At 67.4% G+C, this 24457-nt stretch carries 20 protein-coding genes; 6 read left to right on the forward strand and 14 right to left on the reverse strand.

The features are described from left to right. Positions 1–31 precede the first annotated feature (31 nt). The 3 genes from ABD05_RS16985 to acnA all read left to right on the forward strand — a co-directional run bounded on the left by ABD05_RS16985 (position 32) and on the right by acnA (position 5075). Positions 32–547 carry a hypothetical protein gene (locus ABD05_RS16985; RefSeq protein WP_047901356.1) on the forward strand — a complete coding sequence of 172 codons (516 nt, stop codon included), beginning with the start codon at positions 32–34 and terminating at the stop codon, positions 545–547. A 22-nt stretch (positions 548–569) separates the two neighbouring features. Next, positions 570–2021: a bifunctional 2-methylcitrate dehydratase/aconitate hydratase gene (locus ABD05_RS16990; protein ID WP_047901357.1), complete on the forward strand. Its 1452-nt coding sequence runs from the start codon at positions 570–572 to the stop codon at positions 2019–2021. A gap of 336 nt (positions 2022–2357) precedes the next feature. Next, positions 2358–5075: an aconitate hydratase AcnA gene (gene acnA / locus ABD05_RS16995; RefSeq protein ID WP_047901358.1), complete on the forward strand. Its 2718-nt coding sequence runs from the start codon at positions 2358–2360 to the stop codon at positions 5073–5075. A gap of 123 nt (positions 5076–5198) precedes the next feature. On the opposite strand, the gene ABD05_RS17000 is transcribed toward acnA, so the two are convergent. Genes ABD05_RS17000 through ABD05_RS17010 form a run of 3 tightly spaced genes read right to left on the reverse strand, consistent with a single transcriptional unit; the run spans position 5199 to position 6384 of the window. After that, positions 5199–5636: a DUF1801 domain-containing protein gene (locus ABD05_RS17000; protein ID WP_047901359.1), complete on the reverse strand. Its 438-nt coding sequence runs from the start codon at positions 5634–5636 to the stop codon at positions 5199–5201. Beyond that, positions 5633–6064 (reverse strand): SRPBCC family protein, encoded by a 432-nt coding sequence (locus ABD05_RS17005; RefSeq protein WP_047901360.1) that lies wholly within the window; start codon positions 6062–6064, stop codon positions 5633–5635. Before ABD05_RS17005 ends, ABD05_RS17000 begins: the two co-directional genes overlap by 4 nt. Then, on the reverse strand, positions 6061–6384 hold the full coding sequence (locus tag ABD05_RS17010) for an ArsR/SmtB family transcription factor (protein ID WP_047903606.1): 324 nt from the start codon (positions 6382–6384) through the stop codon (positions 6061–6063). The genes ABD05_RS17005 and ABD05_RS17010 overlap by 4 nt, the downstream gene beginning before the upstream one ends. Positions 6385–7082: 698 nt before the next feature. Between ABD05_RS17010 and ABD05_RS17015 the strand changes: the two genes are divergently transcribed. Beyond that, positions 7083–8816 (forward strand): S53 family peptidase, encoded by a 1734-nt coding sequence (locus tag ABD05_RS17015; RefSeq protein WP_047901361.1) that lies wholly within the window; start codon positions 7083–7085, stop codon positions 8814–8816. An 85-nt stretch (positions 8817–8901) separates the two neighbouring features. Here the strand turns inward: ABD05_RS17015 and ABD05_RS17020 are convergent, their stop codons facing one another. The 5 genes from ABD05_RS17020 to ABD05_RS17040 form a co-directional block, all read right to left on the reverse strand. After that, positions 8902–10320 (reverse strand): MFS transporter, encoded by a 1419-nt coding sequence (locus ABD05_RS17020; RefSeq protein WP_082146141.1) that lies wholly within the window; start codon positions 10318–10320, stop codon positions 8902–8904. A 450-nt stretch (positions 10321–10770) separates the two neighbouring features. After that, complete coding sequence (locus tag ABD05_RS17025; protein ID WP_047901362.1) at positions 10771–11607, reverse strand: ABC transporter permease; 837 nt, start codon at positions 11605–11607, stop codon at positions 10771–10773. A gap of 37 nt (positions 11608–11644) precedes the next feature. Then, positions 11645–12910: an ABC transporter permease gene (locus ABD05_RS17030; protein WP_047903608.1), complete on the reverse strand. Its 1266-nt coding sequence runs from the start codon at positions 12908–12910 to the stop codon at positions 11645–11647. A gap of 99 nt (positions 12911–13009) precedes the next feature. Then, positions 13010–14056, reverse strand: a complete 1047-nt coding sequence (locus tag ABD05_RS17035; RefSeq protein ID WP_047901363.1) for an ABC transporter substrate-binding protein — start codon at positions 14054–14056, stop codon at positions 13010–13012. 76 nt (positions 14057–14132) lie between these two features. Beyond that, positions 14133–15239, reverse strand: a complete 1107-nt coding sequence (locus ABD05_RS17040) for an ABC transporter ATP-binding protein (protein ID WP_047901364.1) — start codon at positions 15237–15239, stop codon at positions 14133–14135. A gap of 108 nt (positions 15240–15347) precedes the next feature. On the opposite strand from ABD05_RS17040, the gene pdxR reads away from it, so the two are divergent. Next, positions 15348–16871 carry a MocR-like pyridoxine biosynthesis transcription factor PdxR gene (gene pdxR / locus ABD05_RS17045; protein WP_047901365.1) on the forward strand — a complete coding sequence of 508 codons (1524 nt, stop codon included), beginning with the start codon at positions 15348–15350 and terminating at the stop codon, positions 16869–16871. Positions 16872–16898: 27 nt separating this feature from the next. Here the strand turns inward: pdxR and ABD05_RS17050 are convergent, their stop codons facing one another. From ABD05_RS17050 to ABD05_RS17070, 5 genes are all read right to left on the reverse strand, one after another. Then, the gene (locus ABD05_RS17050) at positions 16899–17933 is read right to left on the reverse strand and encodes a lipase secretion chaperone (protein WP_047901366.1); all 1035 of its coding nucleotides are present in this window, start codon (positions 17931–17933) and stop codon (positions 16899–16901) included. Positions 17934–17936: 3 nt separating this feature from the next. Continuing rightward, positions 17937–19031 carry an esterase/lipase family protein gene (locus ABD05_RS17055; protein ID WP_047901367.1) on the reverse strand — a complete coding sequence of 365 codons (1095 nt, stop codon included), beginning with the start codon at positions 19029–19031 and terminating at the stop codon, positions 17937–17939. Positions 19032–19251: 220 nt separating this feature from the next. After that, on the reverse strand, positions 19252–21390 hold the full coding sequence (locus tag ABD05_RS17060) for a TonB-dependent copper receptor (protein ID WP_047901368.1): 2139 nt from the start codon (positions 21388–21390) through the stop codon (positions 19252–19254). A gap of 83 nt (positions 21391–21473) precedes the next feature. Continuing rightward, positions 21474–21842: a DUF2946 domain-containing protein gene (locus ABD05_RS17065; RefSeq protein WP_047901369.1), complete on the reverse strand. Its 369-nt coding sequence runs from the start codon at positions 21840–21842 to the stop codon at positions 21474–21476. Positions 21843–21998: 156 nt separating this feature from the next. Further along, positions 21999–22535, reverse strand: a complete 537-nt coding sequence (locus ABD05_RS17070; protein WP_047901370.1) for a cytochrome b — start codon at positions 22533–22535, stop codon at positions 21999–22001. Positions 22536–22762: 227 nt separating this feature from the next. On the opposite strand from ABD05_RS17070, the gene ABD05_RS17075 reads away from it, so the two are divergent. After that, a complete protein-coding gene (locus ABD05_RS17075; protein WP_047901371.1) occupies positions 22763–23401 on the forward strand; it encodes a Pr6Pr family membrane protein in 639 nt (212 codons plus the stop codon). A gap of 58 nt (positions 23402–23459) precedes the next feature. Here the strand turns inward: ABD05_RS17075 and ABD05_RS17080 are convergent, their stop codons facing one another. Continuing rightward, positions 23460–24191 carry a peptidoglycan DD-metalloendopeptidase family protein gene (locus tag ABD05_RS17080; RefSeq protein ID WP_047901372.1) on the reverse strand — a complete coding sequence of 244 codons (732 nt, stop codon included), beginning with the start codon at positions 24189–24191 and terminating at the stop codon, positions 23460–23462. Positions 24192–24457 lie beyond the last annotated feature (266 nt).

Here is a 24457-nt window from a genome sequence, read left to right on the forward strand (position 1 = left end):
TGTCAACTGACTATCGAAAGGTTCTGACTCCATGAAGAAACTCCTGATCGCTACCGCTATCGGCGCCTTGTCCGCCACGATGCTGGTGTCGGCTCCGAGCGCGTTTGCCCAGGGTACGGCCACCACGACCGCGAAGAAAGCCACGGCCAAGCGCCCGGCGCCGGCCAAGCGCATCATCCCGCGCAGCAAGAAGGCACAGGCGCGTGCCGCCGCCAAGGTCGATACGGTACCGGAAGGCGCGGTCAAGTGGGCCTGTAAGGAAGGCCTGTCGTTCGACCTCGCCGGCGACATGAAGCGCGACCAGGTCGTCACGGTTCACTGGGCGAAGAAAAACTACAAGCTGCCGCGTCAGGCCACGACGACGGGCGCCGACACGTTCTACGATCCGGCAGCGGGCTTCAAGCTGGTCGTGATCCCGACCAAGGCGATGCTGTTCTCCGACGCGAACGGCGGCGAGCGCCTCGCAGACGAATGCGTGACGCCGGAAATGGCGCAAGGCACGCCGGCACCGACGCAGTCGAACGAGCTGAAGCCGGCAACGAACTAAGCACGTTCCCCCCGGCCCCTCGATGTCCGCCCCGGTCTCCAACGTCCGCCCTGCTCCGGATACGGTACTCGTCGATATCGTCGACTATGTGCTGAACACCGGCATCGACAGCGCGCTCGCGCTGGAGACGGCGCGTCATTGCCTGATCGACACGCTCGGATGCGGACTCGAGGCGCTGTCCTACCCTGCCTGCACCAAGCTGCTCGGCCCCGTCGTGCCCGGCACGATCGTGCCGAACGGCGCGAAGGTGCCCGGCACGTCCTTCCAGCTCGATCCCGTCCAGGCCGCGTTCGGCATCGGCGCGATGATCCGCTGGCTGGACTTCAACGACACCTGGCTCGCCGCCGAATGGGGTCATCCGTCCGACAATCTCGGCGGAATCCTGGCGACGGCCGACTGGCTCTCCCGCACGGCCGTCGCGGCCGGCCGGAAGCCGCTCCTGATGCGCGACGTGCTCGTCGCGATGATCCAGGCCCACGAGATCCAGGGCTGCCTCGCACTCGAGAATTCGTTCAACGCGGTCGGGCTCGACCACGTGCTGCTCGTGAAGGTCGCGTCGACAGCCGTCGTCGGCCGGCTGCTCGGGCTCACGCGCGACGAGCTGATCAACGCGGTGTCCAACGCGTTCGTCGACGGCCACGCGCTGCGCACCTACCGCCACGCGCCGAACACCGGCTCGCGCAAGTCGTGGGCGGCCGGCGATGCCACGTCCCGCGCGGTGCGCCTCGCGCTGATCGCGAAAACCGGCGAAATGGGCTACCCGTCGGCGCTCACCGCGAAGACCTGGGGCTTCTACGACGTACTCTTCAACGGGCAGCCGTTCCGCTTCCAGCGCCCGTACGGCACGTACGTGATGGAGAACGTGCTGTTCAAGATCGCGTTCCCCGCCGAATTCCATGCGCAGACGGCCGCCGAGGCCGCGCTGCAGCTGCACGCGCAGCTCGCCGCGGCGGGCCGCACGACCGACGAGATCGGCCGGATCACGATCCGCACGCATGCGGCCGCGATCCGCATCATCGACAAGCAGGGCCCGCTCGCCAATCCGGCCGACCGCGACCACTGCATCCAGTACATGGTCGCCGTGCCGCTGCTGTTCGGCCGGCTGACCGCGGCCGACTATGAAGATTCGGCCGCAGCGGACCCACGCATCGACGCGCTGCGCGCGAAAACCGTGTGCGTCGAGGATCCGCAGTTCACGAAGGATTACCACGATCCGGACAAGCGATCGATCGCGAATGCGCTGACGATCGAATTCACGGACGGATCGAAGCTTGCCGAAGTGGTGGTCGAGTATCCGATAGGCCACAAGCGACGCCGCGCGGACGGCATCCCGCTGCTGGTCGAGAAGTTCCGGACCAACCTCGCCCGCCGCTTCCCGGCAAAGCAGCAACAAGCGATTCTCGACGTGTCGCTGGACCAGGCAAAGCTCGAAGCGATGCCGGTCGATGAGTACGTCGACTTGTATGTGATATAGGGGGCTGTTTGCGGATGAAACGTACATGCGAATGCCCCAAATCGGTCGCAGGACAAGAAGTGAGGAGCGCCGTTTGGCCGTGCCAAACAAGAGACGAACGACGCCGTCATGCGGCCGATTTGGGGCATTCCCGTGGAATAAAATTTAAGTTTGGGGTTGCCCCGAGAAAGGCCGCTCGCTGCGTCACGCTCCTTGCGAATACGTCCAGTATTCGCTGCGTCGCAGTCCTTGCGAGCGGCCTTTCTCGGGGCAACGCATGCACGTTTCATCCGCAAACAGCCCCCTGGTCATCTACAGGACTCTTTGTTTCCTAGCCTTAAACCCAGGAAAATCACCATGGCCCACAATCTCCACAAGACCCTCAAGGAATTCGACAGCGGTTCCGGCAAAGGCAAGTTCTACTCGCTGCCGCAACTCGGCAAGGAGCTGAAGACGAAGATCGAACGCCTGCCGGTGTCGATCCGTATCGTGCTCGAGTCCGTGCTGCGCAACTACGACGGCAAGAAAATCACCGAAGAGCACATCGAGCAGCTCGCGAACTGGAAGCCGACCGCGAAGCGCGTCGACGAGATTCCGTTCGTGGTGTCGCGCGTCGTGCTGCAGGACTTCACGGGCGTGCCGCTGCTCGCCGACATCGCGGCCATGCGCGGCGTCGCCGAGCGCACGGGCAAGAACCCGAAGAAGATCGAGCCGCTGGTCCCGGTCGATCTCGTCGTCGACCACTCGGTGCAGATCGACTACTTCCGCCAGAAGGACGCGCTCGACCTGAACATGAAACTGGAATTCCAGCGCAACAACGAGCGCTACCAGTTCATGAAGTGGGGCATGCAGGCCTTCGACACGTTCAAGGTCGTGCCGCCGGGCGTCGGCATCGTCCACCAGGTGAACCTCGAATACCTCGCGCGCGGCGTCCACAAGAAGGCGGACGGCGGCGACACCGTGTACTACCCGGATACCCTCGTCGGCACGGACAGCCACACGACGATGATCAACGGCATCGGCGTGGTCGGCTGGGGCGTCGGCGGCATCGAGGCCGAAGCAGGCATGCTCGGCCAGCCGGTGTACTTCCTGACGCCGGACGTCGTCGGCGTCGAGCTGAAGGGCAAGCTGCGCGAAGGCGTGACGGCCACCGACCTGGTACTGACGATCACCGAAATGCTGCGCAAGGAGAAGGTCGTCGGCAAGTTCGTCGAATTCTTCGGCGAAGGCACGAAGTCGCTGTCGCTGCCGGACCGCGCAACGATCGGCAACATGGCGCCGGAATACGGCGCGACGATGGGCTTCTTCCCGGTCGACGAAAAGACGATCGACTACTTCGAAGGCACCGGCCGCACGAAGGCGGAAATCGCCGCGTTCGAAAACTACTTCAAGGCGCAGAAGCTGTTCGGCATCCCGAAGGCCGGCGACATCGACTACACGAAGACGGTGACGCTGGATCTCGCGACGGTCGCACCGTCGCTGGCCGGCCCGAAGCGCCCGCAGGACCGCATCGAGATCGGCAACGTCAAGTCGACGTTCACCGACCTGTTCTCGAAGCCGGTCGCGGACAACGGCTTCGCGAAGAAGGCGGACGACCTGAACACGCAATACACGACGAGCAACGGCGTCGACGTGAAGAACGGCGACGTGCTGATCGCCGCGATCACGTCGTGCACGAACACGTCGAACCCGAGCGTGCTGCTGGCCGCCGGCCTGCTCGCGAAGAAGGCGGTCGAAGCCGGCCTGACCGTCGCGCCGCACATCAAGACGTCGCTCGCGCCGGGATCGCGCATCGTCACCGAGTACCTGACGAAAACGGGCCTGCTGCCCTACCTGTCGAAGCTCGGCTTCGAAGTCGCGGCCTACGGCTGCACGACCTGTATCGGCAACGCGGGCGACCTGACGCCGGAACTGAACGAAGCGATCACGAAGAACGACATCGTCGCGGCAGCCGTGCTGTCGGGCAACCGTAACTTCGAAGCGCGGATCCACCCGAACATCCGCGCGAACTTCCTCGCGTCGCCGCCGCTCGTCGTCGCGTACGCGATCGCCGGCAACATCACGCGCGACCTGATGACCGAGCCGGTCGGCAAGGGCAAGGGCGGCCGCGACATCTACCTCGGCGACATCTGGCCGACGAGCGATGAAATCCACGCGCTGCTCAAGTTCGCGCTCGATCCGAAGAAGTTCGAGGACAACTACGCGAAGCTGACCAAGAAGGGCGACCTCTGGAGCAAGATCGAGGGCGAATCGGGCCAGGTCTACGACTGGCCGAAGTCGACGTACATCGCGGAGCCGCCGTTCTTCGGCAACGACTTCTCGATGGAACCGGCCGCTTCGATCCCGTCGGTCAAGGGCGCGCGCGCACTGGGCATCTTCGGTGACTCGGTCACGACCGACCACATCAGCCCGGCAGGCTCGATCAAGGAAGACTCGCCGGCAGGCAAGTGGCTGAAGGAAAACGGCGTGCAGAAGGCCGACTTCAACAGCTACGGCTCGCGCCGCGGCAATCACGACGTGATGATGCGCGGCACGTTCGCGAACGTCCGGATCAAGAACCTGATGATCCCGGTGAAGGCAGACGGCACGCGCGTCGAAGGCGGCCTGACGATCCACCAGCCGAGCGGCGAGCAGCAGTCGATCTATGACGCGGCGATGGAGTACATCGCCGCCGACACGCCGACCGTCGTGTTCGCGGGCGAAGAGTACGGCACGGGCTCGTCGCGCGACTGGGCCGCGAAGGGCACGCAACTGCTCGGCGTGAAGGCCGTGATCGCACGCAGCTTCGAACGCATCCACCGTTCGAACCTGGTCGGCATGGGCGTGCTGCCGCTGCAGTTCAAGGGCTCGGACAGCGTCCAGTCGCTCGGCATCACCGGCGACGAGACGTACGACATCGAAGGCCTCGGCGACGACTTCAAGCCGCAGCAGGACGTCACGCTCGTGATCAACCGCAAGAACGGCGAAACGCAGCGCGTGCAGGTGCTGCTGCGCATCGATACGCCGATCGAAGTCGACTACTACAAGCACGGCGGTATCCTGCCGTTCGTGCTGCGCTCGCTGCTCGCAGCGTAAGCGCCCTGCTTTTGCAGGTGCCGCAGCCGCCTCGCGGCGGTTGCGGCCGATTTGGATGCCCGACCTCGTGTCGGGCTTTTTTTTCCTGCGCGCGTTACGCGATGTTGCCGATTGCCCGGCGCGTCACGCCGCCTTGTCGCCGCGCGCCTTCGCGCCGCCCCCCGCGCCTCGTGCGTTCTTCTTCAGATGCGTGCGGTTGTATTCGATCGCCGCGCGCACGAGGGTCTTCAGCGCCCGCTTGTCGATCCGGTCGCCTTCGAAGAAGTCGATCGCGCGCCGCGCATTGCCGTCGAGGCCGTCATTGAACAGCCCGCCGGGATCGGGCAGATGCGCGCCGTGCATGAAGGTCAGCTTCACCTTGCCCTTGTGCGCGTTCGCGACCGCGATCATCCCGTCGCACGACCACACGGGGCTGCCCATCCATTTCCAGTCCTCGACGATGCCGTCGTCGGCCGCGAGGATCGTCTGACGAAGGTCGGCGAACAGCGGGCCGCGCCAGTCGGCGATGCCGGCGATCAGCGCGTCGATGCGCGCCGACGGTTGCAGGTCAGTTGCACTCATGCGCGGGCCTCCGTGCCTTCGTCAGGCCGGGCCAGCACCTGTTCGAGCGACTCGAAGAACCCGACCCAGCCGTGCTGTGCGCCGCGGTACGCCTGCTCCTGATCCGCGCGGAAGCCGACCTGCTCCATGCGCAGGTGCGTGCCGGCCGGCGTCGGCGTCAGTGTCCACGTGACGACGCTTTCGAGGCCGTACGCAGCCCACGTGTAGGACAGCGCGCGCTGCGGCTCGATCGTCAGGACCGTGCAGTCGACCGAGCCCCAGTCCGCGCGGAAGCTGAAGGCGCGGCCCGCGACAGGCTCGAAGTCACTCTTCATCAGCCACGCCTCGATCAGGTGCGGTTGCGTGAGCGCGCGCCAGATCTTCTCCGGCGGATGAGGGAGCTCCCGTTCGACGACGACGGAGCGCGTTTCGGTAGTGGCTTGGTTCATTGATCCATCCTTCTGAGCAGATCTTCGAGGGCGTCGAACCGGTTCTGCCAAAAGCCTGCCATCTGGCTCGTCCAGTCGATCAGCGGGGTCAGCGCTTGCGGCTGCGCGCTGTAGTGCGTCTGCCGGCCTTCGTGACGGTCATTCACGAGCCCGGCCTGCTTCAGTACGCCGAGATGCTTCGACACGGCCGGCTGCGAGACGCCCGCATGGGCCGTCAGCGCGGCAACCGTCAGCTCGCCCTCCACGCACAGCCGCTCGAAAAGCGCGCGGCGCGTCGGATCGGCAAGCGTCCTGAAAAGCATGTCGTGAGCGTTCTGCATGTCCAAATTCATAACCCGTTGGTTATGGATTGAAGGATATCGGCTGATCGGCAAGAGTCAAGAAGGAATTTCGCGGATGCCGATGCGCGCCGCTGCTGCATGCGACGCGCTTCGCGTCGGGCGCAATCGCGCCGGAAGCGGGCTAACCGAAGGCTTCGCGTGCCGTCGGATCACGTCTGCTTCGCCCGTCCGGATTCGAGTGTTTGCTCTAATTCGCGAAGACAGCCTTGCGTCCGAAAGCCGCCTGCAAGACTGGGCCATGCGCTGTTCCACAGTTCGGGAAACGTTTGCGATCGGCCGGCCCTGTTTTTGTGCATGCGCGAAGCGGCTCGGCCCGCGTCGCATCGTTTGACCACATAGTGCGACTCGGCCTGCGTCCACACCCGGTCGCGAAGCACGCATGCGCATGCCGGTCCGCGACGTCATCGCGCACGTTCCGGCGCTGCGACGAACGACTCGTGCGTGCGAACGTCGCGCGTCGTCGTGCCGTCGTGTCGCGAACCGGTTCCCTCGTCGGCACCCGCCGCTCGCCGCGTTCACCGCGCGCCACGCGCGATTCCGCACGCCGATGTCAGAACTGACAGCTATGGAAACTGGCAGCTACCTGAACGGCACCGACACCCTACGCTCGTCACCGCTCGCGGCCCCACAAGGGCTGAGGGCTCCAGCAACGTCGTCTCTCCTAAAAAGGACTCCCGATGAAAAGGAATGCCCGGTTTGCCCTGCCCCTTCCTTCGCCCCGCCACCTTGCGTGCGCATGGCCGCTCGTGCTCGCCGCCGGCGCAGCGCACGCGACGACGGACTGGGTCGATACCCACACGAAGGCCTTTCTGACCGGCCCGCAGTTGATGGCGCGCAGCGCGGCGCCGTCGCTCGAACTCGCGGCCGGCGAGACGACGGACGTCGTCGTCAGCCTGAAGCTGCGCAATGCCGCGCAGCTCAAGCAGCTGGCGCGCGACGTGAACCGGCCCGGCAGCGCGCATTACCGTCAGTACCTGACGCACGAACAGTTCCTCGCCAGCTATGCGCCGACCGACGCGCAGGTGAAGTCGGTCGTGGACTATCTGCGCAAGAGCGGCTTCGTGAACATCGAGGTCGCGCCGAACCGGCTGCTGGTGTCCGCGCGCGGCACGGCCGGCACCGTGAAGACCGCGTTCAACACGTCGCTCGTGCACTTCGAGTACGCGGGCCGCTCGGGCTTCGCGAACGCATCGACCGCACAGGTGCCGAGCGCGCTCGGCAACGTCGTCGGCTCGGTGCTCGGGCTGCAGAGCGTCGCGCGTGCACATCCGATGCTGCGCATCGGCAACGTCGCGAAGCCGCAGGCGCTCGCGGCCGGCACGGCGACGGGCCACTATCCGAAGGAATTCCCGGGCCTCTACAACGCGACCGGCGTGCCGACCGCGGCCGGCGTGACCGTCGGCATCATCACGATCGGCGGCGTGTCGCAGACGCTGCAGGACCTGAAGCAGTTCACGTCGAGCAACGGTTACGGCACGGTCTCCACGCAGACCGTCAAGACCAACGGCACGAGCGGCAGCTACAGCGACGACCAGGAAGGCCAGGGCGAATGGGATCTCGACAGCCAGTCGATCGTCGGCTCGGCGGGCGGCCAGGTCGGCAAGCTCGTGTTCTACATGGCCGACCTCAACGCCTCGGGCAACACGGGCCTCACGCAGGCGTTCAACCGCGCGGTGTCGGACAACACCGCGAAGGTGATCAACGTGTCGCTCGGCTGGTGCGAAACCGACGCGAACGCGGACGGCACGATCGACGCCGAAGAGCAGATCTTCACGACGGCCGCGGCGCAAGGCCAGACGTTCTCGGTGTCGTCGGGCGACGAAGGCGTGTACGAGTGCAACAACCGCGGCTATCCGGACGGCTCGAACTACACGGTGTCGTGGCCGGCTTCGTCGCCGCACGTGCTCGCGATCGGCGGCACGACGCTCTACACGACATCGTCGGGCGCCTTCTCGAACGAAACTGTGTGGAACGAAGGCCTCGACGGCAACGGCAAGCTGTGGGCGACGGGCGGCGGCGTCAGCACGATCCTGCCGGCGCCGTCGTGGCAGTCGGGCAGCAACCGCCAGTTGCCGGACGTGTCGTTCGACGCCGCGCAAAGCACGGGCGCGTACATCTACAACTACGGCCAGTTGCAGCAGATCGGCGGCACGAGTCTCGCCGCGCCGATCTTCACGGGCTTCTGGGCGCGCCTGCTCGCGGCGAACGGCACCGGCCTCGGTTTCCCGGCCAGCAACCTGTATGGCGCGATCCCGTCGAACCCGTCGCTCGTGCGCTATGACGTCGTGTCGGGGAACAACGGCTATCAGGGTTATGGCTACACCGCCGGCACCGGCTGGGATTTGACGACCGGCTTCGGCAGCCTGAACATCGCGAAGCTCAACCAGCTGATCAAGTCGGGCGGGTTCTGAGCGATGCGTAAAGGCCGGCGCGCGGCAGTGGTTTGCCGCGCGCCGGCTTTGTCGCGTTCAGGTCGCGCGGTATTCGTGCATCACCCTACTCCGTCGCCGGCTCCGTCACACGCTCCGGCGCGGCCGGCACACCGTTCCGATGCGACGGCGCAAACAGCCGCAACCCGCTCGCGACGCTCGCGGCCCCGGCGAAACCCGCACCGAGCATCAATGCAAGCGTCGGCCCGTGGTGCCCCGCGATCCCGAACGACAGCGCGACGAGCGCCGCACCGGTCGCCTGCCCGATCAGCCGCGCGGTCGCGATGATCCCGCTCGCGCCGCCGCTGCGCTCAGGCGGCGCGCTCGACATCAGCGCCTTCAGGTTAGGCGACTGGAAGAAGCCGAAGCCCGCGCCGCACAGCATCATCCGCCAGCCGATGTCGAATACGTTCGGCGACACCGGCAATGCAGCGAGCGACGCCATGCCCGCGCTCAGCAACGCAAGCCCGATCGCGCCGAGCAGGCCGGGCGGGTATCGATCCGACAGGCGGCCCGCGATCGGCGCGGCGAGCGCGACGATCGCCGACCACGGCGTCATCAGGAACCCCGTCTCGACCGCGTTGCGATGCAGGACGGTTTCGAAATAGAACGGCAACGACACGAACGCGAGCCCCTGCGCGGCGAACGCGCACACGGCGGTCAGCGCGGACAGCGTGAACACGGGCCGGCGAAACAGGTCGACCGGCAGCATCGGCGCCGGGTGCCCGGCCTGGCGGCGGATCAGCAGCCAGCCGAACACCAGCGCGACCGCCGCCGCCGCGAGCACGATACGCAGCGGCCCGCGCTGCGCGAATTCGCCGAGCGCGAAGATCAGCGATGCGAACGTGATCACGTTGAACAGCGCGGCGACCGGATCGAACGCATGCTTGCCGCGCGCCGTCTGCGGCAGCGACGGGATCGCCACTGCAAGCGCGAACACGCCGAGCGGCACGTTCACCGCGAACAGCCACGGCCATGCGGCAACCGACAGGATCAGCGACGCGATCGTCGGCCCCACCGCGAACGACACGCCGACGACGAGCGCGTTGAAGCCGACGCCGCGCCCGAGCCGGTGCGCGGGAAACAGGCCGCGGATCAGCGCGACGTTGACGCTCATGATCGCGCTCGCGCCGAAGCCCTGCACGATCCGTGCGGCCGTCAGCATCGGCAACGTCGATGCGAGCGAACAACCGAGCGATGCGAGCGTGAACACCGCGAGCCCGGCGATATACACGCGCTTGTGCCCGACGATGTCGCCGAGCGACGCGAACGGCAGCAGCGTCGCGACCATCGCGAGCTGGTACGCATTGATGATCCACACGGACGCGGCCGGCGACGCATGCAGGTCGGCGGCGATCGCGGGCAGCGCGGTGTTCGCGATCGCGGTGTCGAGCGTCGCGAGCGCGACGGCCAGCAGCACGGCGGACATCGCGCGCCAGTTGACGGCCGGCTCCCGGGCGCCGGCGGAGGATGCGAATTCGGACAAGATGAGGCTCGGCTGACGAGCGACGCGCGGCGTCGCGGATTGAGCGGCGCGGCCACGAGCGTCCCGGACGGCAAGACCGGGGCGCGCTGCCGCGATCCGTATTGTTGCAGAGCCGCATCGAACCTGCAGGCAGCCGCGTCGTCAGTCAGCGGAACGAAAGCTTCGTGCTATGCCGTGCTATGCCGTGCTATGCCGTGCTATGCCGTGCTATGCCGTGCTATGCCGTGCTATGCCGTGCTATGCCGTGCTATGCCGTACGATGCGTGCGGCATCGTTGAGCGCACAACGATCGACGATCCGGCGCGCACCGGGTCGCCTTCCGGGCTCGTGCCCGGCTTCGTCGTGTCGGCGCTGGCGGCCGGTCCGGCCGCGTCTGCCGGCGGCACCACGCATCGGCAATGCGCCGGAGCATGGCGTGCGCGCACCGCCGTCGCGCCAGATCAGATCAGGTCAGGTCACCGCGCGCCGCGCATTGCGTCCGCGCAGCCATTCGAGCGCGAGCAGCAGGCTCGTCGAGAAGATGATCAGGATCGTCGCGAGCGCGGCGATCGTCGGGCTGATGTTCTCGCGGATGCCCGTGAACATCTGGCGCGGCAGCGTCGTCTGGTCCGCACCCGCGAGGAACAGCGTGACGACGACTTCGTCGAACGACGTCGCGAACGCGAACAGCGCGCCCGACATCACGCCCGGCGCGATCACCGGCAGCGTCACGCGGAAAAACGTCGACACGGGATTCGCGCCGAGCGACAGGCTCGCACGCACGAGATTCTGGTTGAAGCCCTGCAGCGTCGCGGCGACCGTCGTCACGACGAACGGCACGCCGAGCGCCGCGTGCGCGGCGATCAGCCCCGTATAGGTGTTCGCGAGCCCGAGCGGCGCGAAGAACAGGTACATGCCGACGCCGACCACGACGACCGGCACGATCATCGGCGACAGCAGCACGGCCATCAGCAGCCCCTTGCCGCGGAAGTCCGCCTTCGTGAGGCCGATCGCGGCGAGCGTGCCGAGCACGGTCGCGACGACGGTGGCCGACGGCGCGACGATGAAGCTGTTCTTCGCGGCCATCCGCCACTCGTCCGACGCGATCAGGTTCTCGTACCAGCGCATCGAGAAGCCCGGGATCGGATAGACGAGGAACGTGCTCGACGAAAACGACAGCGGCACGATCGCGAGCACCGGCAGGATCAGGTACAGCAGCGTCAGCACGACGAGCACGCGCAATGCGACGTACCACGCGCGCTCGACGAACGACATGTGCGGCGCGAACAGCGGCCTGGCGAGTTTCATGGTCGGATTCCCTTTCCCGTTTCCTGGTGCGCGGCGCTCAACCGAGGCTCACGTTGGTGCGCGTGAAGCGCCCGTACACCGCATACAGCACGAGCGTCGCCGCGAGCAGCAGCCCGCCGAGCGCACACGCCATGCCCCAGTTGATCGTCACGTTCGTGAAGTACGCGACGTAGTAGCTGACCATCTGGTCGTTCGGCCCGCCGAGCAGCGCGGGCGTGATGTAGTAGCCGATCGCGAGGATGAACACGAGCAGCGCGCCCGCGCCGACGCCCGGATAGGTCTGCGGCACGTACACGCGCCAGAACGCGGCGAACGGATGGCTGCCGAGCGACACGGCCGCGCGCTGGTAGGTCGGCGGGATCGACTTCATCACGCTGTACAGCGGCAGGATCATGAACGGCAGCAGGATGTGCGTCATCGAGATGTACACGCCGATGCGATTGAACAACAGCGTCAGCGGATGCGAGATCATCCCGCTGCCGATCAGCGCCGTGTTGATGAGCCCTTCGCTCTGCAGCAGCACGATCCACGCGGCGACGCGTACGAGCACCGACGTCCAGAACGGAATCAGCACGAGGATCATCACGAGGTTCGCGCGCCGCTCCGACAGCGTCGAGATCCAGTATGCGAGCGGGTAGCCGAGCAGCAGCGCGAACAGCGTGACCGCAATGCCGATCACGAACGTGCGGCCGAAGATCGCGACATAGATCGACTGGTCGGGATCGGCCTGCACGATGTGGCCGAAACCGTCCTGTTTGTGGTCGAGCGCGGCGAGCAAGTAGAACGGCGACACCTGGCTGCCGTTCTTCGCGATCGACTGCCAGTACGCGACGTCGCCCCAGCGTGAGTCGAGCTCGATGAATTTCGCGCGCGTCTGCGCGGGCGTGAGCGTCGCGGCGGCGGCATCGTTGTCGCCCTTCAGCGGCATCGCACGCGCCGTCTTCGCGACGAGCGAGCGATAACCGGGAATCTCGGTGTTCAGGCGCCGCGCGAGCGCGCCCATTGCCTCGCTGTCGGCCACCTTCGTCATGTCGGCTGCGAGCGCGACGTACGCGGCGTCGGCCGGCGGCGTCTTGCGGTCCCAGCCGGACAGCGCGGCGACCGTGTTCGGCAACGCGGTCGCGATCTCGGGGTTCTGCACCGCGCGCGTGAGCAGCGTGCCGATCGGGACGACGAAGATCAGCAGCAGGAAAATCGCGAGCGGCGCGACCAGCATCAGCGCCATCGTGCGCTTGCGGGCCTCGGCGGCCTTCAGTTCGCGCTTGAGCGCGGCTGTCGACGGCGAGGAAGGCGCGATCGTCATCGTATTCAACGGTTCTCTCCGGCCGGGCACGCTCCGGCGGAATGCCGCGCGACGCGAACGACGCGCCGCGCGGCAGGTTGCATCAGGATGCCTGAACGGTTACTTCGTCGCCCACGCGGCGAAGCGCTGCTCGAGCTCGTCGCTGTGGTCGGTCCAGAAGCCGATGTCCTCCAGCACCGCGTTCTTGCCGTTGGCCGGCGAGTTCGGCAGGTTCGCGAGCGTCTTCGCGTCGAGCGACTTGATCGCGGCGATGTTCGCGGGGCCGTACGCGATGTGCTGCGCATACGCCTGCTGCGGCTTCGGCGTCAGCGAATACGCGATGTACTGCTCGGCCAGCGCCTTGTTCGGCGAGCCCTTCGGAATCGCCCAGTAGTCGAGGTCGTAGATGCTGCCGTTCCACACGACCTTCAGGTTCTTGCCTTCCTTCTGCGCGGCATCGATGCGGCCGTTGTACGCGGTCGACATCACGACGTCGCCGGCGACGAGGAACTGCGGCGGCTGTGCGCCCGCTTCCCACCACTGGATGTACGGCTTCAGCTCGTCGAGCTTCTTGAACGCGCGGTCCTGGCCAGCCTTCGTGCCGAGCACCTTGTACACGTCCTTCGTCGCGACGCCGTCGGCCATCAGCGCGAACTCGAGGTTGTAGCGCGCGCCCTTGCGCATCCCGCGCTTGCCGGGGAATTTCTTCACGTTCCAGAAATCGGCCCAGCCGGTCGGTGCCGACTTCAGCTTGTCCGCGTTGTACGACAGCGCCGTCGACCACACGAAGAAACCGACGCCGCACGTTTGCGGCGATTCCGGAATCAGGTCGGACTTCTTCGCGATCTTCGACCAGTCGAGCTTCTCGTACAGCCCTTCGTCGCAACCGCGGTTCAGGTCGCCCGACTCGACTTCGACCACGTCCCAGTTGACGTGCTTCGCCTCGACCATCGCCTTCACTTTCGCCTGCTCGCCGTTGTATTCGACGGCGGTGACCTTGTTGCCGGTCGCCTTCTCGAACGGCTGGTTGAACGCGGCCTTCTGCGCGTCGCCGTTCGCGCCGCCGAAGTTGACGACCGTGAGTTCGGCGGCCGTTGCCGATGCGCCGACGACGGCGAGCGCCAGTGCCAGTGCGGTGCGGCTCGCCGTAAAGCTTGCTCGTTTCATGATGGTTCCTCTCCTCTCGTGGTGGAAGTGGGCTTTGTTGTTGACGACGTGCTGCGGTAAATCGGGGAAACCCTGCTCACGCGAACACGCGCAGGTGTTCGGGCGCGAATGCGAGCGAAACCGGCGCGCCAGGCGAGAACGCGTCGAGCGCGCCGGTGCCGAGCGGCACCTTCACGAAGCATTCGTCCTGGCCGGGCAGCGCGCAGCGCATGCGCACGTGATCGCCGAAATAGATGAGGCTGCGTGCCTCGCCGGTCAGCCGGTTCGCGGCTGCGCCGTTCGCGTGCCCGTTCGCGCCGTGCGCGGCGAGGCTCATGCGTTCGGGGCGGATGCACGCGACGGCCGACGCGCCCTCGGCGGCTTCGCCGATATGGCGGCCGACGAGCTGCGTGCCGTCGTCGAGCCGGAACTCGCAGAATTCGCCGTCGACGCGTGCGATGGTGCCGCGCAGCCGGTTGCTGTCGCCGATGAAGTTCGCGACGAATTCGTTGCACGGCGATTCGTACAGGCAATCGACGGTGTCGAGCTGCTGCACGATGCCCTTGTCGAACACGGCCACACGATCGGACATCGTCAGCGCCTCGCCCTGGTCGTGCGTCACGTAGACGAAAGTCACGCCAAGCTTTTCGTGCAGCGCCTTCAGTTCGTACTGCATGTGTTCGCGCAGTTGCTTGTCGAGCGCGCCGAGCGGCTCGTCCATCAGCACGAGCTTCGGCTCGAACACGAGCGCACGCGCCAGCGCGATGCGCTGCTGCTGGCCGCCCGACAACTGCGCCGGATAGCGTTTCGCGAAGCGCTCCATCTGCACCATCTTCAGCGCATGCGCGACGCGCTCCGCGCGCTCGGCGGCCGGCAGCTTGCGCACGGTCAGCGGATACGCGACGTTCTGCTCGACCGTCAGGTGCGGGAACAGCGCGTAGTTCTGGAACACCATGCCGATGTTGCGCTTGTGCGGCGGCACGTTGTTCAGGAGTTCGCCGTCCAGGCGAATCTCGCCGCCGGTCGGAAACTCGAAACCGGCGAGCATCATCAGGCAGGTCGTCTTGCCCGAACCCGACGGCCCGAGCAGCGTCAGGAATTCCCCGCGGTGGATATCGAGGTCGAGCGATTTGACGACCAGCGTTTCGCCGTCATAAGTCTTCCGCACACCGCGAAAACTGACGATCACATCATCGGACTTCATCGTGGCTGTCCCCTTGCTGCGCGACAATTGTTTTCAAGATGCGAGCCACTATACGGTGCCCACGGTTCTACAATAGGGAACCATTTCAATATTACTAGTAGGACCACTTTGGATACCGTGATCCTTGCCGACTGGCTCTCCGCCCGCCTCGACCGCGGCTCGTCCGAGCCGATGTACCGGCAGTTGCTGCAGCAGATGCAGCAGGCCATCCTGACCGGGGAATTGGGGCCAGGAACGAAACTGCCCAGCTCCCGGACGCTGGCGGCGGACCTGTCGATCGCGCGCAATACCGTGCTGCACGTGTACGACCAGTTGACGGCCGAAGGCTATGTGCTGACGACGACCGGCAGCGGCACCTACGTGGCCGACACGCGGCCGGACGCCGCGGCGATTCGCGCGCCGGGCGCCGCGCCGCCGCCGTCCGACGCCGGTACGCTGCCGCTGCCGGACGCGCAGGGCAGCCTGTCGATGCGCGGCCGGCAACTGATCGAGCACGCGGGCGTGTCGCGGCGCCAGTGGGGTGCGTTCATGCCGGGCGTGCCGGACGTGTCGGAGTTTCCGAGCCGCACGTGGAGCCGCCTGCAGGCGCGGCTCTGGAAGGAGGCCAACCCCGAGCTGCTGACCTATGCGCCGGGCGGCGGCTACCGGCCATTGCGGCGCGCGCTCGCCGATTACCTGCGCGTCGCGCGCTCGGTCAAATGCTCGCCGGACCAGGTGATCATCACGACCGGCATTCATCAGTCGATCGATCTCGCGGTGCGGCTGCTGTCCGACATCGGCGATCGCGCGTGGGTCGAGGAACCGTGCTACTGGGGCGTGCGCAGCGTATTGCAGGCGGCCGGCCTCACGCTCGCGCCGGTGCCGGTCGACCAGGAAGGGCTCGCCCCGCGTGCCGGCGACATGCAGCATCCGCCGCGGCTCGTGCTCGTCACGCCGTCGCATCAGTACCCGCTCGGGATGGTGATGAGCCTCGCGCGGCGCCGGATGCTGCTCGAATACGCGCGCCAGCACCGCTGCTGGATCATCGAGGACGACTACGACAGCGAATTCCGCTACGGCAGCCGGCCGCTCGCGTCGCTGCAGGGGCTCGACGACGGCGGCCGCGTGATCTACGTCGGCAGCCTCGGCAAGATGCTGTTCCCGGGCCTGCGGATGGGCTACATGGTCGTGCCCGAGCATCTGGTCGATACCTTCCGCACCGGGCTGTCGGAGCTGTACCGCGAAGGCCAGCTGATGCAGCAGGCCGTGCTCGCCGAATTCATCATGGATGGCCACCTGACGTCGCACGTAAGGCGGATGCGCACGCTGTACGGCGAGCGCCGGCAACTGATGATCGACGCGATCCGCGCGCGCTTCGGCGACGCGCTGCCCGTGATGGGCGACGAGGCCGGCCTGCACCTGGTGCTCGGCTTGCCCGACGCGTGCGACGATCGCGCGGTCACGCAGAGCGCGTTCGACGCGGGCGTGATCGTGCGCCCGCTCACCAGCTACTACAGCAACCGCGACACCGCGCAGCGCGGCCTGCTGCTCGGCTATGCGTGCGTCCCGCACGAAAGCATCGGGCCCGCGTTCGACACGCTCGCGAATACCATCGAGCAGCATCTGCCGCGGCACATCACGCGCGCGGCATAGGAGCGGTCGCACGCGGCGCCGCCCGCGTTACTGCGCGCTGCCCGCCCCGCGATCGAGCGACGCCGCGCGCACGGCTTCGCCGGGTTTCGTGAACACGCGCTGCCGCAATGCGGCAATCTGCGCGTCGCGGCCCTGCGGCGACAGGCCGGCCGACTCGATCTGCGCGCGCTGCGCGGCATAGTCCGCGTAGCGGCTCTGCCACGCTGCGTCGTCCTGCTGCATCTGCGCGACGCGCGCGGCGGCCTCGGGCCCGAGCGTCTGCGTCAGTTGCGCGCGCATCGCATCGGGCGTCGCCCCACTCTTTTGCAGTTGCGCGATCTGGTCGATCGCGGCCCGCTGCCGGTCGCCCCGCTGCTGCGCCGCGCGTTCGTCGGCCGGCATCTGCTGCTCCAGCGCCGCGAGCCGTTCGGCCTTCTGCGCATCGGTCAGCGTGCGATCCTGCGCGATCTTCAGCCGCGCGAGATCGTAGCGCTGCCGCCACTGCTCCGCGCCGAAGAACGGCTGGCTCCAGTCGCCGAGCGTGCGATACGCGATCGATGCGCGCTGGTCGAGCGCGAGCTGCAGCGCGCCCAGGTCGGACTTGTCGACTGCGCCGGCATCGCGCAGTTTCGCGAGCGCGTCGAGATACGCGCGATAGCGATGCCACACGTCGAGCGCCTCGGCCTGCGCCGCCGTACCGTCGAGCTGCGCGGCAATCTCGCGCACGACGAGTGCATCGAGCGCGGCCGCGCTGAGGTCGCTCTGCGCGGTCAGGCAGTAGTCGAAGAAATCGCGCACCGCGCGCACCTTCGCGAGATGGCCGCCCGCATCGAGCGGCAGCCGCGGCGCGCTGGAGCCGGCCAGCGACGACGGCAGGCCCGCGCTCGCCGGCGCGGCGGCCTGCGGCGGTGCCGCAGCCACGCCGCCCACTGCCGCCGCATCGGGCGCTTCGCCGGCGCTACCCGTACCGCGATGCCATCCCGCCCCGCTCCACATCGCGACGCCGGCGATCGCCGCCAGCCCCACGACACCGTAGACTGCAGCGCGCCGCGCCAGCGGCGCGCGCCCTTCACGTGCCGCCATCGATTACACGCCCGCCAGCTTCAGCCGGTTCGCATGCGTGCGGATCACCGCGACCGGATCTTCCGCATTCGCACCGCGCACGCCGAGCAACTGGTTGATCTCGTCGATATGGTTCCACTTGTAGCTCGTGCTCAGCACCTTGCCGTACAGCGCGCTGCACTTCGATACGAGCCCGTCGTTCGGGCCCGAGCCGCGGTTGATCATCACCGTGCCCGTGCCGAACAGCGCGAGCGTCGACGGGTCGAGCGCGTTCGCCGGATCGACGAGCGGAATGGTGCTCGTGTCCGTCGCGCCCGTGACACCGAACACGGAGAGCGTCGGCTGGATCGCCGTGCCGGCCCACGAATACAGCAGATGCGTGTTGCCGCCGATGGTTTCCGTCGGCGCGCCGGTCTGGCAACTGCCCGGCGCACCGAGGCCCGCGCTCGGATAGTTCTGGTTGTACGCGGCGGCCTGGGCGGTCGTCAGCGTCTTCAGCGACGCGAGTGCGTCCTGGTTCGTGTTGTGGCTGCTGCTCGTCAGGATTCCGAACACATTGACGAACGCCGCGATCACCGATGACGAAAGCCCGGTCGGATCGTATGCGAGCACGCCCTGCACGAAGTCGGCGAACTCGGAGCCGCGATGCGGCGTGCCGATCGTCGTCACCGACGCGACGAGATCGGGCGCGACAGCCGCAACGTAACGCGACGTGAGCCCGCCCTGGCTGTGGCCGACGAGATTGACCTTGGTCGCGCCCGTCGCGGCGAGCACCGTCTTCACGTACGCGAGCAACTGTTCGCCGCGCCCGTTCGGCCCGTCGTCGCTCTGGAAGCCCGACAGGTTCGCGACGTAGACGGTCGCGCCATGCTGCTGCAGGTCTTCCTGGATGCCGTACCAGTACTCGAGCACGCCCGCGTACTTGTCGGTACCCGTGAGCCCGTGCACGAGGATGATCGGATAACGCGTCGTCGCGTAGTCGTCGGCGGGCGCGGTCGCCGCCATCGCCGCGTGCGTCGTCGCAAGCGTCATCACCGCGGTCGCCCCCGCGAACGGCGCGACGCTCATCGCGCATGCCACTGCCCCTGCCACCACCCTGGAACGCATCGATCTGGCCATGCATGTTCTCCTGATTATTGTGCTGCCGGTGCGAATGAACTCGAATCGACGCACGCGGCGCCCTCGCGTGCGCCGTGACCGTCGAATGCCGGAGTGAAACACGAGCGGCCAACGTTTGCGCCCTGACTAGACACGGTTCTCTAATCGCTTGACGCGCCCCGCCCGTTCGGGCGGGGCCGCGTTCATGCGCGCGCATGCTGCAACGCACACGCGCAACGCGCTACAGCTTCGCGCTCACGCGTACCCATGCGGTACGGCCCGGTTCCATCACCGGTGCGTTCGCCGGATAGCCGAAGCCCGCGTTGCCGGCGAGGTTCAGATGCTCGGTGTAGGCCTTGTTCAGCACGTTGTCGACGCCGACCGAGACCTGCACGGTCTTGCTGACGTTGTATTGCGTATGCAGCGACAGCACGCCGAATCCGGTACTCGGGCCGAAGTCCTTGCCGACCACGTTGCCCTCATTCAGTGCATAACGATGCTGCGGCGCAACGATCCGCCACAGGCCGCCGGCCGACCACGCGCCGCGCGTGTATTCGAGCCCGATGCGCACCTCGAGCGGCGGCATCTGCGGCAGCGGATCGCCGCTCGCCACGTTGCGCCCCCACGCATACGCGAGCGACGTCTCGACGCGCAGCGGCGCAACCGGCCGCCACGACACGCCCGCTTCGCCGCCCATGATCTGTGCGTTGACGTTGGTCGCCTGCGTGGTCGGGCCCATCATGCCGGCCGCGTAGTTGAACAGGATGAAGTCCTGCACATAACCTGCGTAGGCCGACACCCACGCATCGAACCGGTCGCTCTTGTATTGCGCGCCGATGTCGAGCTGCGTGGTCTTCTCCGGCTGCACCGCCGAGAACGCGTTGACCGAACCGGCCGGCCCGCGCTTCGCGGAGAACAGCTCCCAGTAGTCGGGATAGCGCTCCGCATGACCGATCCCCGCGTACCACGTAACGGGCAGCGACGCGAGATCGCGCTCGTAGCGCACGAAGCCGCTCGGCAGCACGCGCGCGCGATCGTCGTCGAAGGTCGGGTTGGGCTTGCTCATCATCATCCCGCTCGTCGTCGCGCGCTTGTCGCGTGCGCTCGCGTAGTCGACGCGCGCGCCGCCGATCACGCGCGACACGCCGCTCGCGTACCACGTCAGCTCGCCGAACGCGCCCGCGTTCCACATCGTCGCCTGCGCATCCCACGGCTGGTCGCCGTAGTTCTGCCGCCCCATCGCCGAGCGCGAATCGAGCCGGTTCGATTGCGCGTCGACACCGGTCACGAGCTTGAAGTCGTCACCGAAACGGAACGTCGCGGCCGCGCGCGCGCCGAACGTGCGGCGCCGCACCTCCGCCGCCATCCGCATCGGCATGCTGCTGGTCGGGTCGGGCTGCCGCAACGTGTAGTTGTCCATCACATGGTCGGCTTCGTTGTAGTACACGCGCGCCTCGATCCGGTCGAGCACGTCGCCGAGATGCCGCTTGTCGAACGACAGGCCGAACGTCTCGCGGCGGAAATGCGCGCCGTCCATCCCGCGACCCGCATACTTCGCGTAGCCGTCGCCCGTGCCCGCCGTCAGTTCGACCCGTGTGTGGTCGTCGGGCGTCCAGCCGAGCGCCGCATCGGCGTTCCACTTGTCCCACTGCGACGGCACCGTGTTGCCATTGCCGTCCTTGTAGTCCTGCGAATGCGCGTGGTTTGCGGTCACGCGGCCGTAGACGTCCGGCGTGCCGGCCGTCACGTCGATGTTCTGGTCGTTGCGACCGAACGAGCCGCCGACGAGGCTGCCCTCGAAACGCATGCCCGGCTTGTCGAAACGCGGCGTCACGCGCTCGAACAGCACGGTGCCGGCCGACGCGCCCGGGCCGTACAGCACGGTCTGCGGCCCCTTCACGACGGTGACCTTGTCATAGCTTTCCGGCGCGATATACGACGTCGGCGCATCCATCCGGTTCGGGCAGGCGCCGAGCGTCGGCATCCCGTTCGCCAGGATGTTCAGCCGCGACCCGAACATCCCGCGCAGCACCGGATCGCCGTTCGTGCCGCCGCTGCGAATCGACGTGAAGCCGGGAATCGTCTTCAGGTAATCCGCGCCGTCGCTGGCGGGCAGCGGCTGGCGCGGCGCCTTCGGATCCGTGACGACGACGAGCGGCGTCGTCAGCGGCGTCGCGACGACTTCGACGGGCGGCAGCAGCACGGCCGCATCGTCCGCAGGCATGCCGGCCGCGCGAGTCGTTTCGGCCGCGGCAGCGGTCGCGGTCGCGGCCAGCGCGCCGACGGCGAGCGCGGGAACGGTGAGTTTCAACATGCGCGGCACGCGCCGCGCACCGGCATTGCGTGACGCCCGCGGCGCACGCAACTGGAAAATGGTCATGATCGAAAGCCCGAGTGACGCCCTCCACGCGGCCTCGACGGGCCGCACGGATATCGGCGGTAGATAAAACGGAAGAAAGCGCGTCAGGCGCGCTCGGGCGGTGCGCGTGGATACGCGCGCGGATAGCGGTCGGCGCGCGCCGCGACGGCAGGCGGCGCGGCGGCGGAAACGGAAGCGACGGAAGCGGAAGCGAACGATGCGGCGGCAGGCACGCCGATCGCGGGGCTGTGCGCGAAGAAGCCGCAGTAGCCGCACGCATCGAGATGCAACGCGTGATCGTGCATGCGGCCCGCATCGGGCGACCGATGCGGGCCATGCTCTGCACTGCAGACGATTGCGTCAGGCGTGGCCGCCTGCGCGATGCGCCACTGCGACACCAGCGGCGCCGCGATCGCGAACCAGATCGCGAGCACGCCAAGCCAGGCGGTCAGGTGACGATGTCGGTACAGCATGCGCGGCGGCGAGTAAGCGGAACGTAAAAACAGCCGAGATGTTACAGAATGTTCGCCGCGATGACCAGCCGCGGATGACGGTAAACGGACCGGGGGCGCATGGTTGTCAACACAACCATGCGCCCCCGCCTGCTGCGCGCGTCCGGCGCGCGACGCTCAGGGCGCCATGCGGCGCAACACGTCGTCGCGCCGGATGAAATGGTGATACAGCGCGGCCAGCGCATGCAGGCCGATCACGAAGTAGAACGCGTTGCCGATCAGCTCGTGCGCTTCCTTGATCGTCGGCCGCAGCGCCTTGTCCGGGCCGAACAGCGTGAACGACACGCCGAGCCAGTCGAGCGACACCGGCTTGCCGCCCAGGTTGATCATCATGATGCCGAGCAGCGGCTGCGCGATGATGAACACGTAGAGCGCGACATGCGAGAGCGTCGAGAGCCAGCGCAGCAGCGCGGCCTGCGGAATGGCTTCCGGCACGCGGCTGACGACCCGCCACAGCACGCGCAGCACCGACAGCACGAGCACGAATGTGCCGGCGGTGAGGTGCACGTTCATCCAGAACACCCGGCTGTCGCTGCCTTTCGGCCCGCGGATCTCGATGGCCAGGTACGCCAGCGCCACCAGCAGGAAGATGGCCCAGTGGAAGAAGATCGCGGGCGAGCTGTAGCGCCTCTGTTTCGCGAGGATGTTTTTCATGCGTCGTCTCGTGTTGTATGCGGGGAGGGGCGCATGCCGCAACCGGCCTGCGCCCGGCAGAGTTGCCACGATTGTAGCCGCGCGGGCGTCCGGTTTTGCGCGACGCGGTCAAATATCCGACGAATCGTCAACGCACGCCGCGCGGGGCTGTCATATGGAAAGTCCGCATCGCGCACGGGAATGGCTGTGGCACGATGAAGCTTTGGTGTCGACGTTGTGCGCGCATCATGAGCAAGGCGTTCTTCGTTGCGGCCTACCGGCTGACCGCCGCGTTGCTCGCGGTGTCCACGACGTTGCACGGCATCGCCGGCTACTGGGGCATGCCCGCGTTCCAGCTCGGCAACTACCTCAGCTACTTCACGCAACTGAGCAGCCTCTACGCGGCCACGATACTGGCCGCGGGGCTCTGGCGCATCGCGCGCCCCGGCTCGGCCCGCTACGAATCGATGCGCGGCGCGGCCGTGCTGTACGTGCTGATCACCGCGATCGTCTACGAGCTGCTGCTCGCGCGCCACGATGCGCTGCGCCACATCACGCCGGCGTTCAACAACTGGGTGCTGCACCGGATCGTGCCGCTCGTCATGGTGTGCGACTGGCTGTACGTGGAGCCGCGCTCGCCGATCGCGCGGCGCAGCGCGTTCGCGTGGCTCGGTTTTCCGGTCGTCTATCTCGGCTATACGCTCGTGCGCGGCGCGCTGCAGAACTGGTACCCCTACCCGTTCGTCGATCCGCGGCCGCACGGCTACCTGCCGGTCGCGATCCAGTGCTCGCTGATCGCACTCGGCGCGGCGGCACTCGCACTGGGCATCCGCTGGCTCGGCAATCACGCGAGACAGTCCGGCGCCGCGACGCTGAAGGAAGGATGAACGCGGAAGAAGGCGGGAGCGTGTGCGCCGCCCGGCGCACACGTGGCGATGCGGCTCGTCAGCCGCCGCTGCGTGGCAGGAAGTTCATCGGATCGACGACCTTGCCGTTCTGGCGAACTTCGAACTCGAACGTCGAACGGCCACTCGTGTCGGTGCCCATCTCGGCGACCGGCTGGCCCTGGCGCACCGCGTCGCCTTCGTTGACGAGCAGCTTGCCGTTGTGACCGTAGGCCGTGATGAGCCCGTTGTCGTGCTTCAGGATCACGAGCGGGCCGTACGCCTTGACGCCGGACCCGGCGTAGACCACCCGCCCGTTCGCCGCGGCCCGCACCGAATGGTCGGGCCCGGATGCGGCGATCACGATGCCGCGCGTCTTGCCGGCCGCAAACTGCGTCGCGACGACACCCGTGGCCGGCCACGCGAGCGAGCCCGGCTGCGCGGCCGCCGAGGGCGGCTGCGCGGACGACGTCGCGGCAGGCGGCGCGACGCGCAGCACCTGGCCGGGATACACGGCGTCGGTAGGCGCCATGTGATTCCAGCTCGCCACGTCCTGCACGCGTTGCCCGTAGGCGTTCGCGACGCCCGCGAGCGTATCGCCCGGGTTCACGCGGTAATAGCCAGCAATCACGCCCGGCGTCGCGGCCGACGTCGGCGCCGACGAACGCGCCGGCTGCCAGTTGTCGGTCCACGGCGTCAGCGTACAGCCCGACAGCGCGACGGCTGCCGCGACGAGCGCCGCCTGCGGCAGCCAGCGCGCCAGCGAATCGTGGATGGGAATAGTTTCTCTCAAGGGTCCTCCCGGATTTGCGTCGTTGCGCCGCCCACCGCCCTCCGGCGCGCGACGCACGATGTCCGGCCGGACGGCCGGACCAACCAGTATCCGACCGCTCTCGCGGCCGTCAGTTTCCACAGCGGAACGTCGGCGCGAACGGGCTCACCGGCCCCTTTTTCGCGTCGCTCCGACCGGCAAAGATACCATTTGTCGCGGTCAGGACCGCGACAGTTGCAGGTTCCGGCAACCATCTTGCGGCCCCGCCCCTGCGTGCCGACGGCCCG

The sequence above is a fragment of the Burkholderia pyrrocinia genome (assembly GCF_001028665.1).
GTDB lineage: Bacteria > Pseudomonadota > Gammaproteobacteria > Burkholderiales > Burkholderiaceae > Burkholderia > Burkholderia pyrrocinia.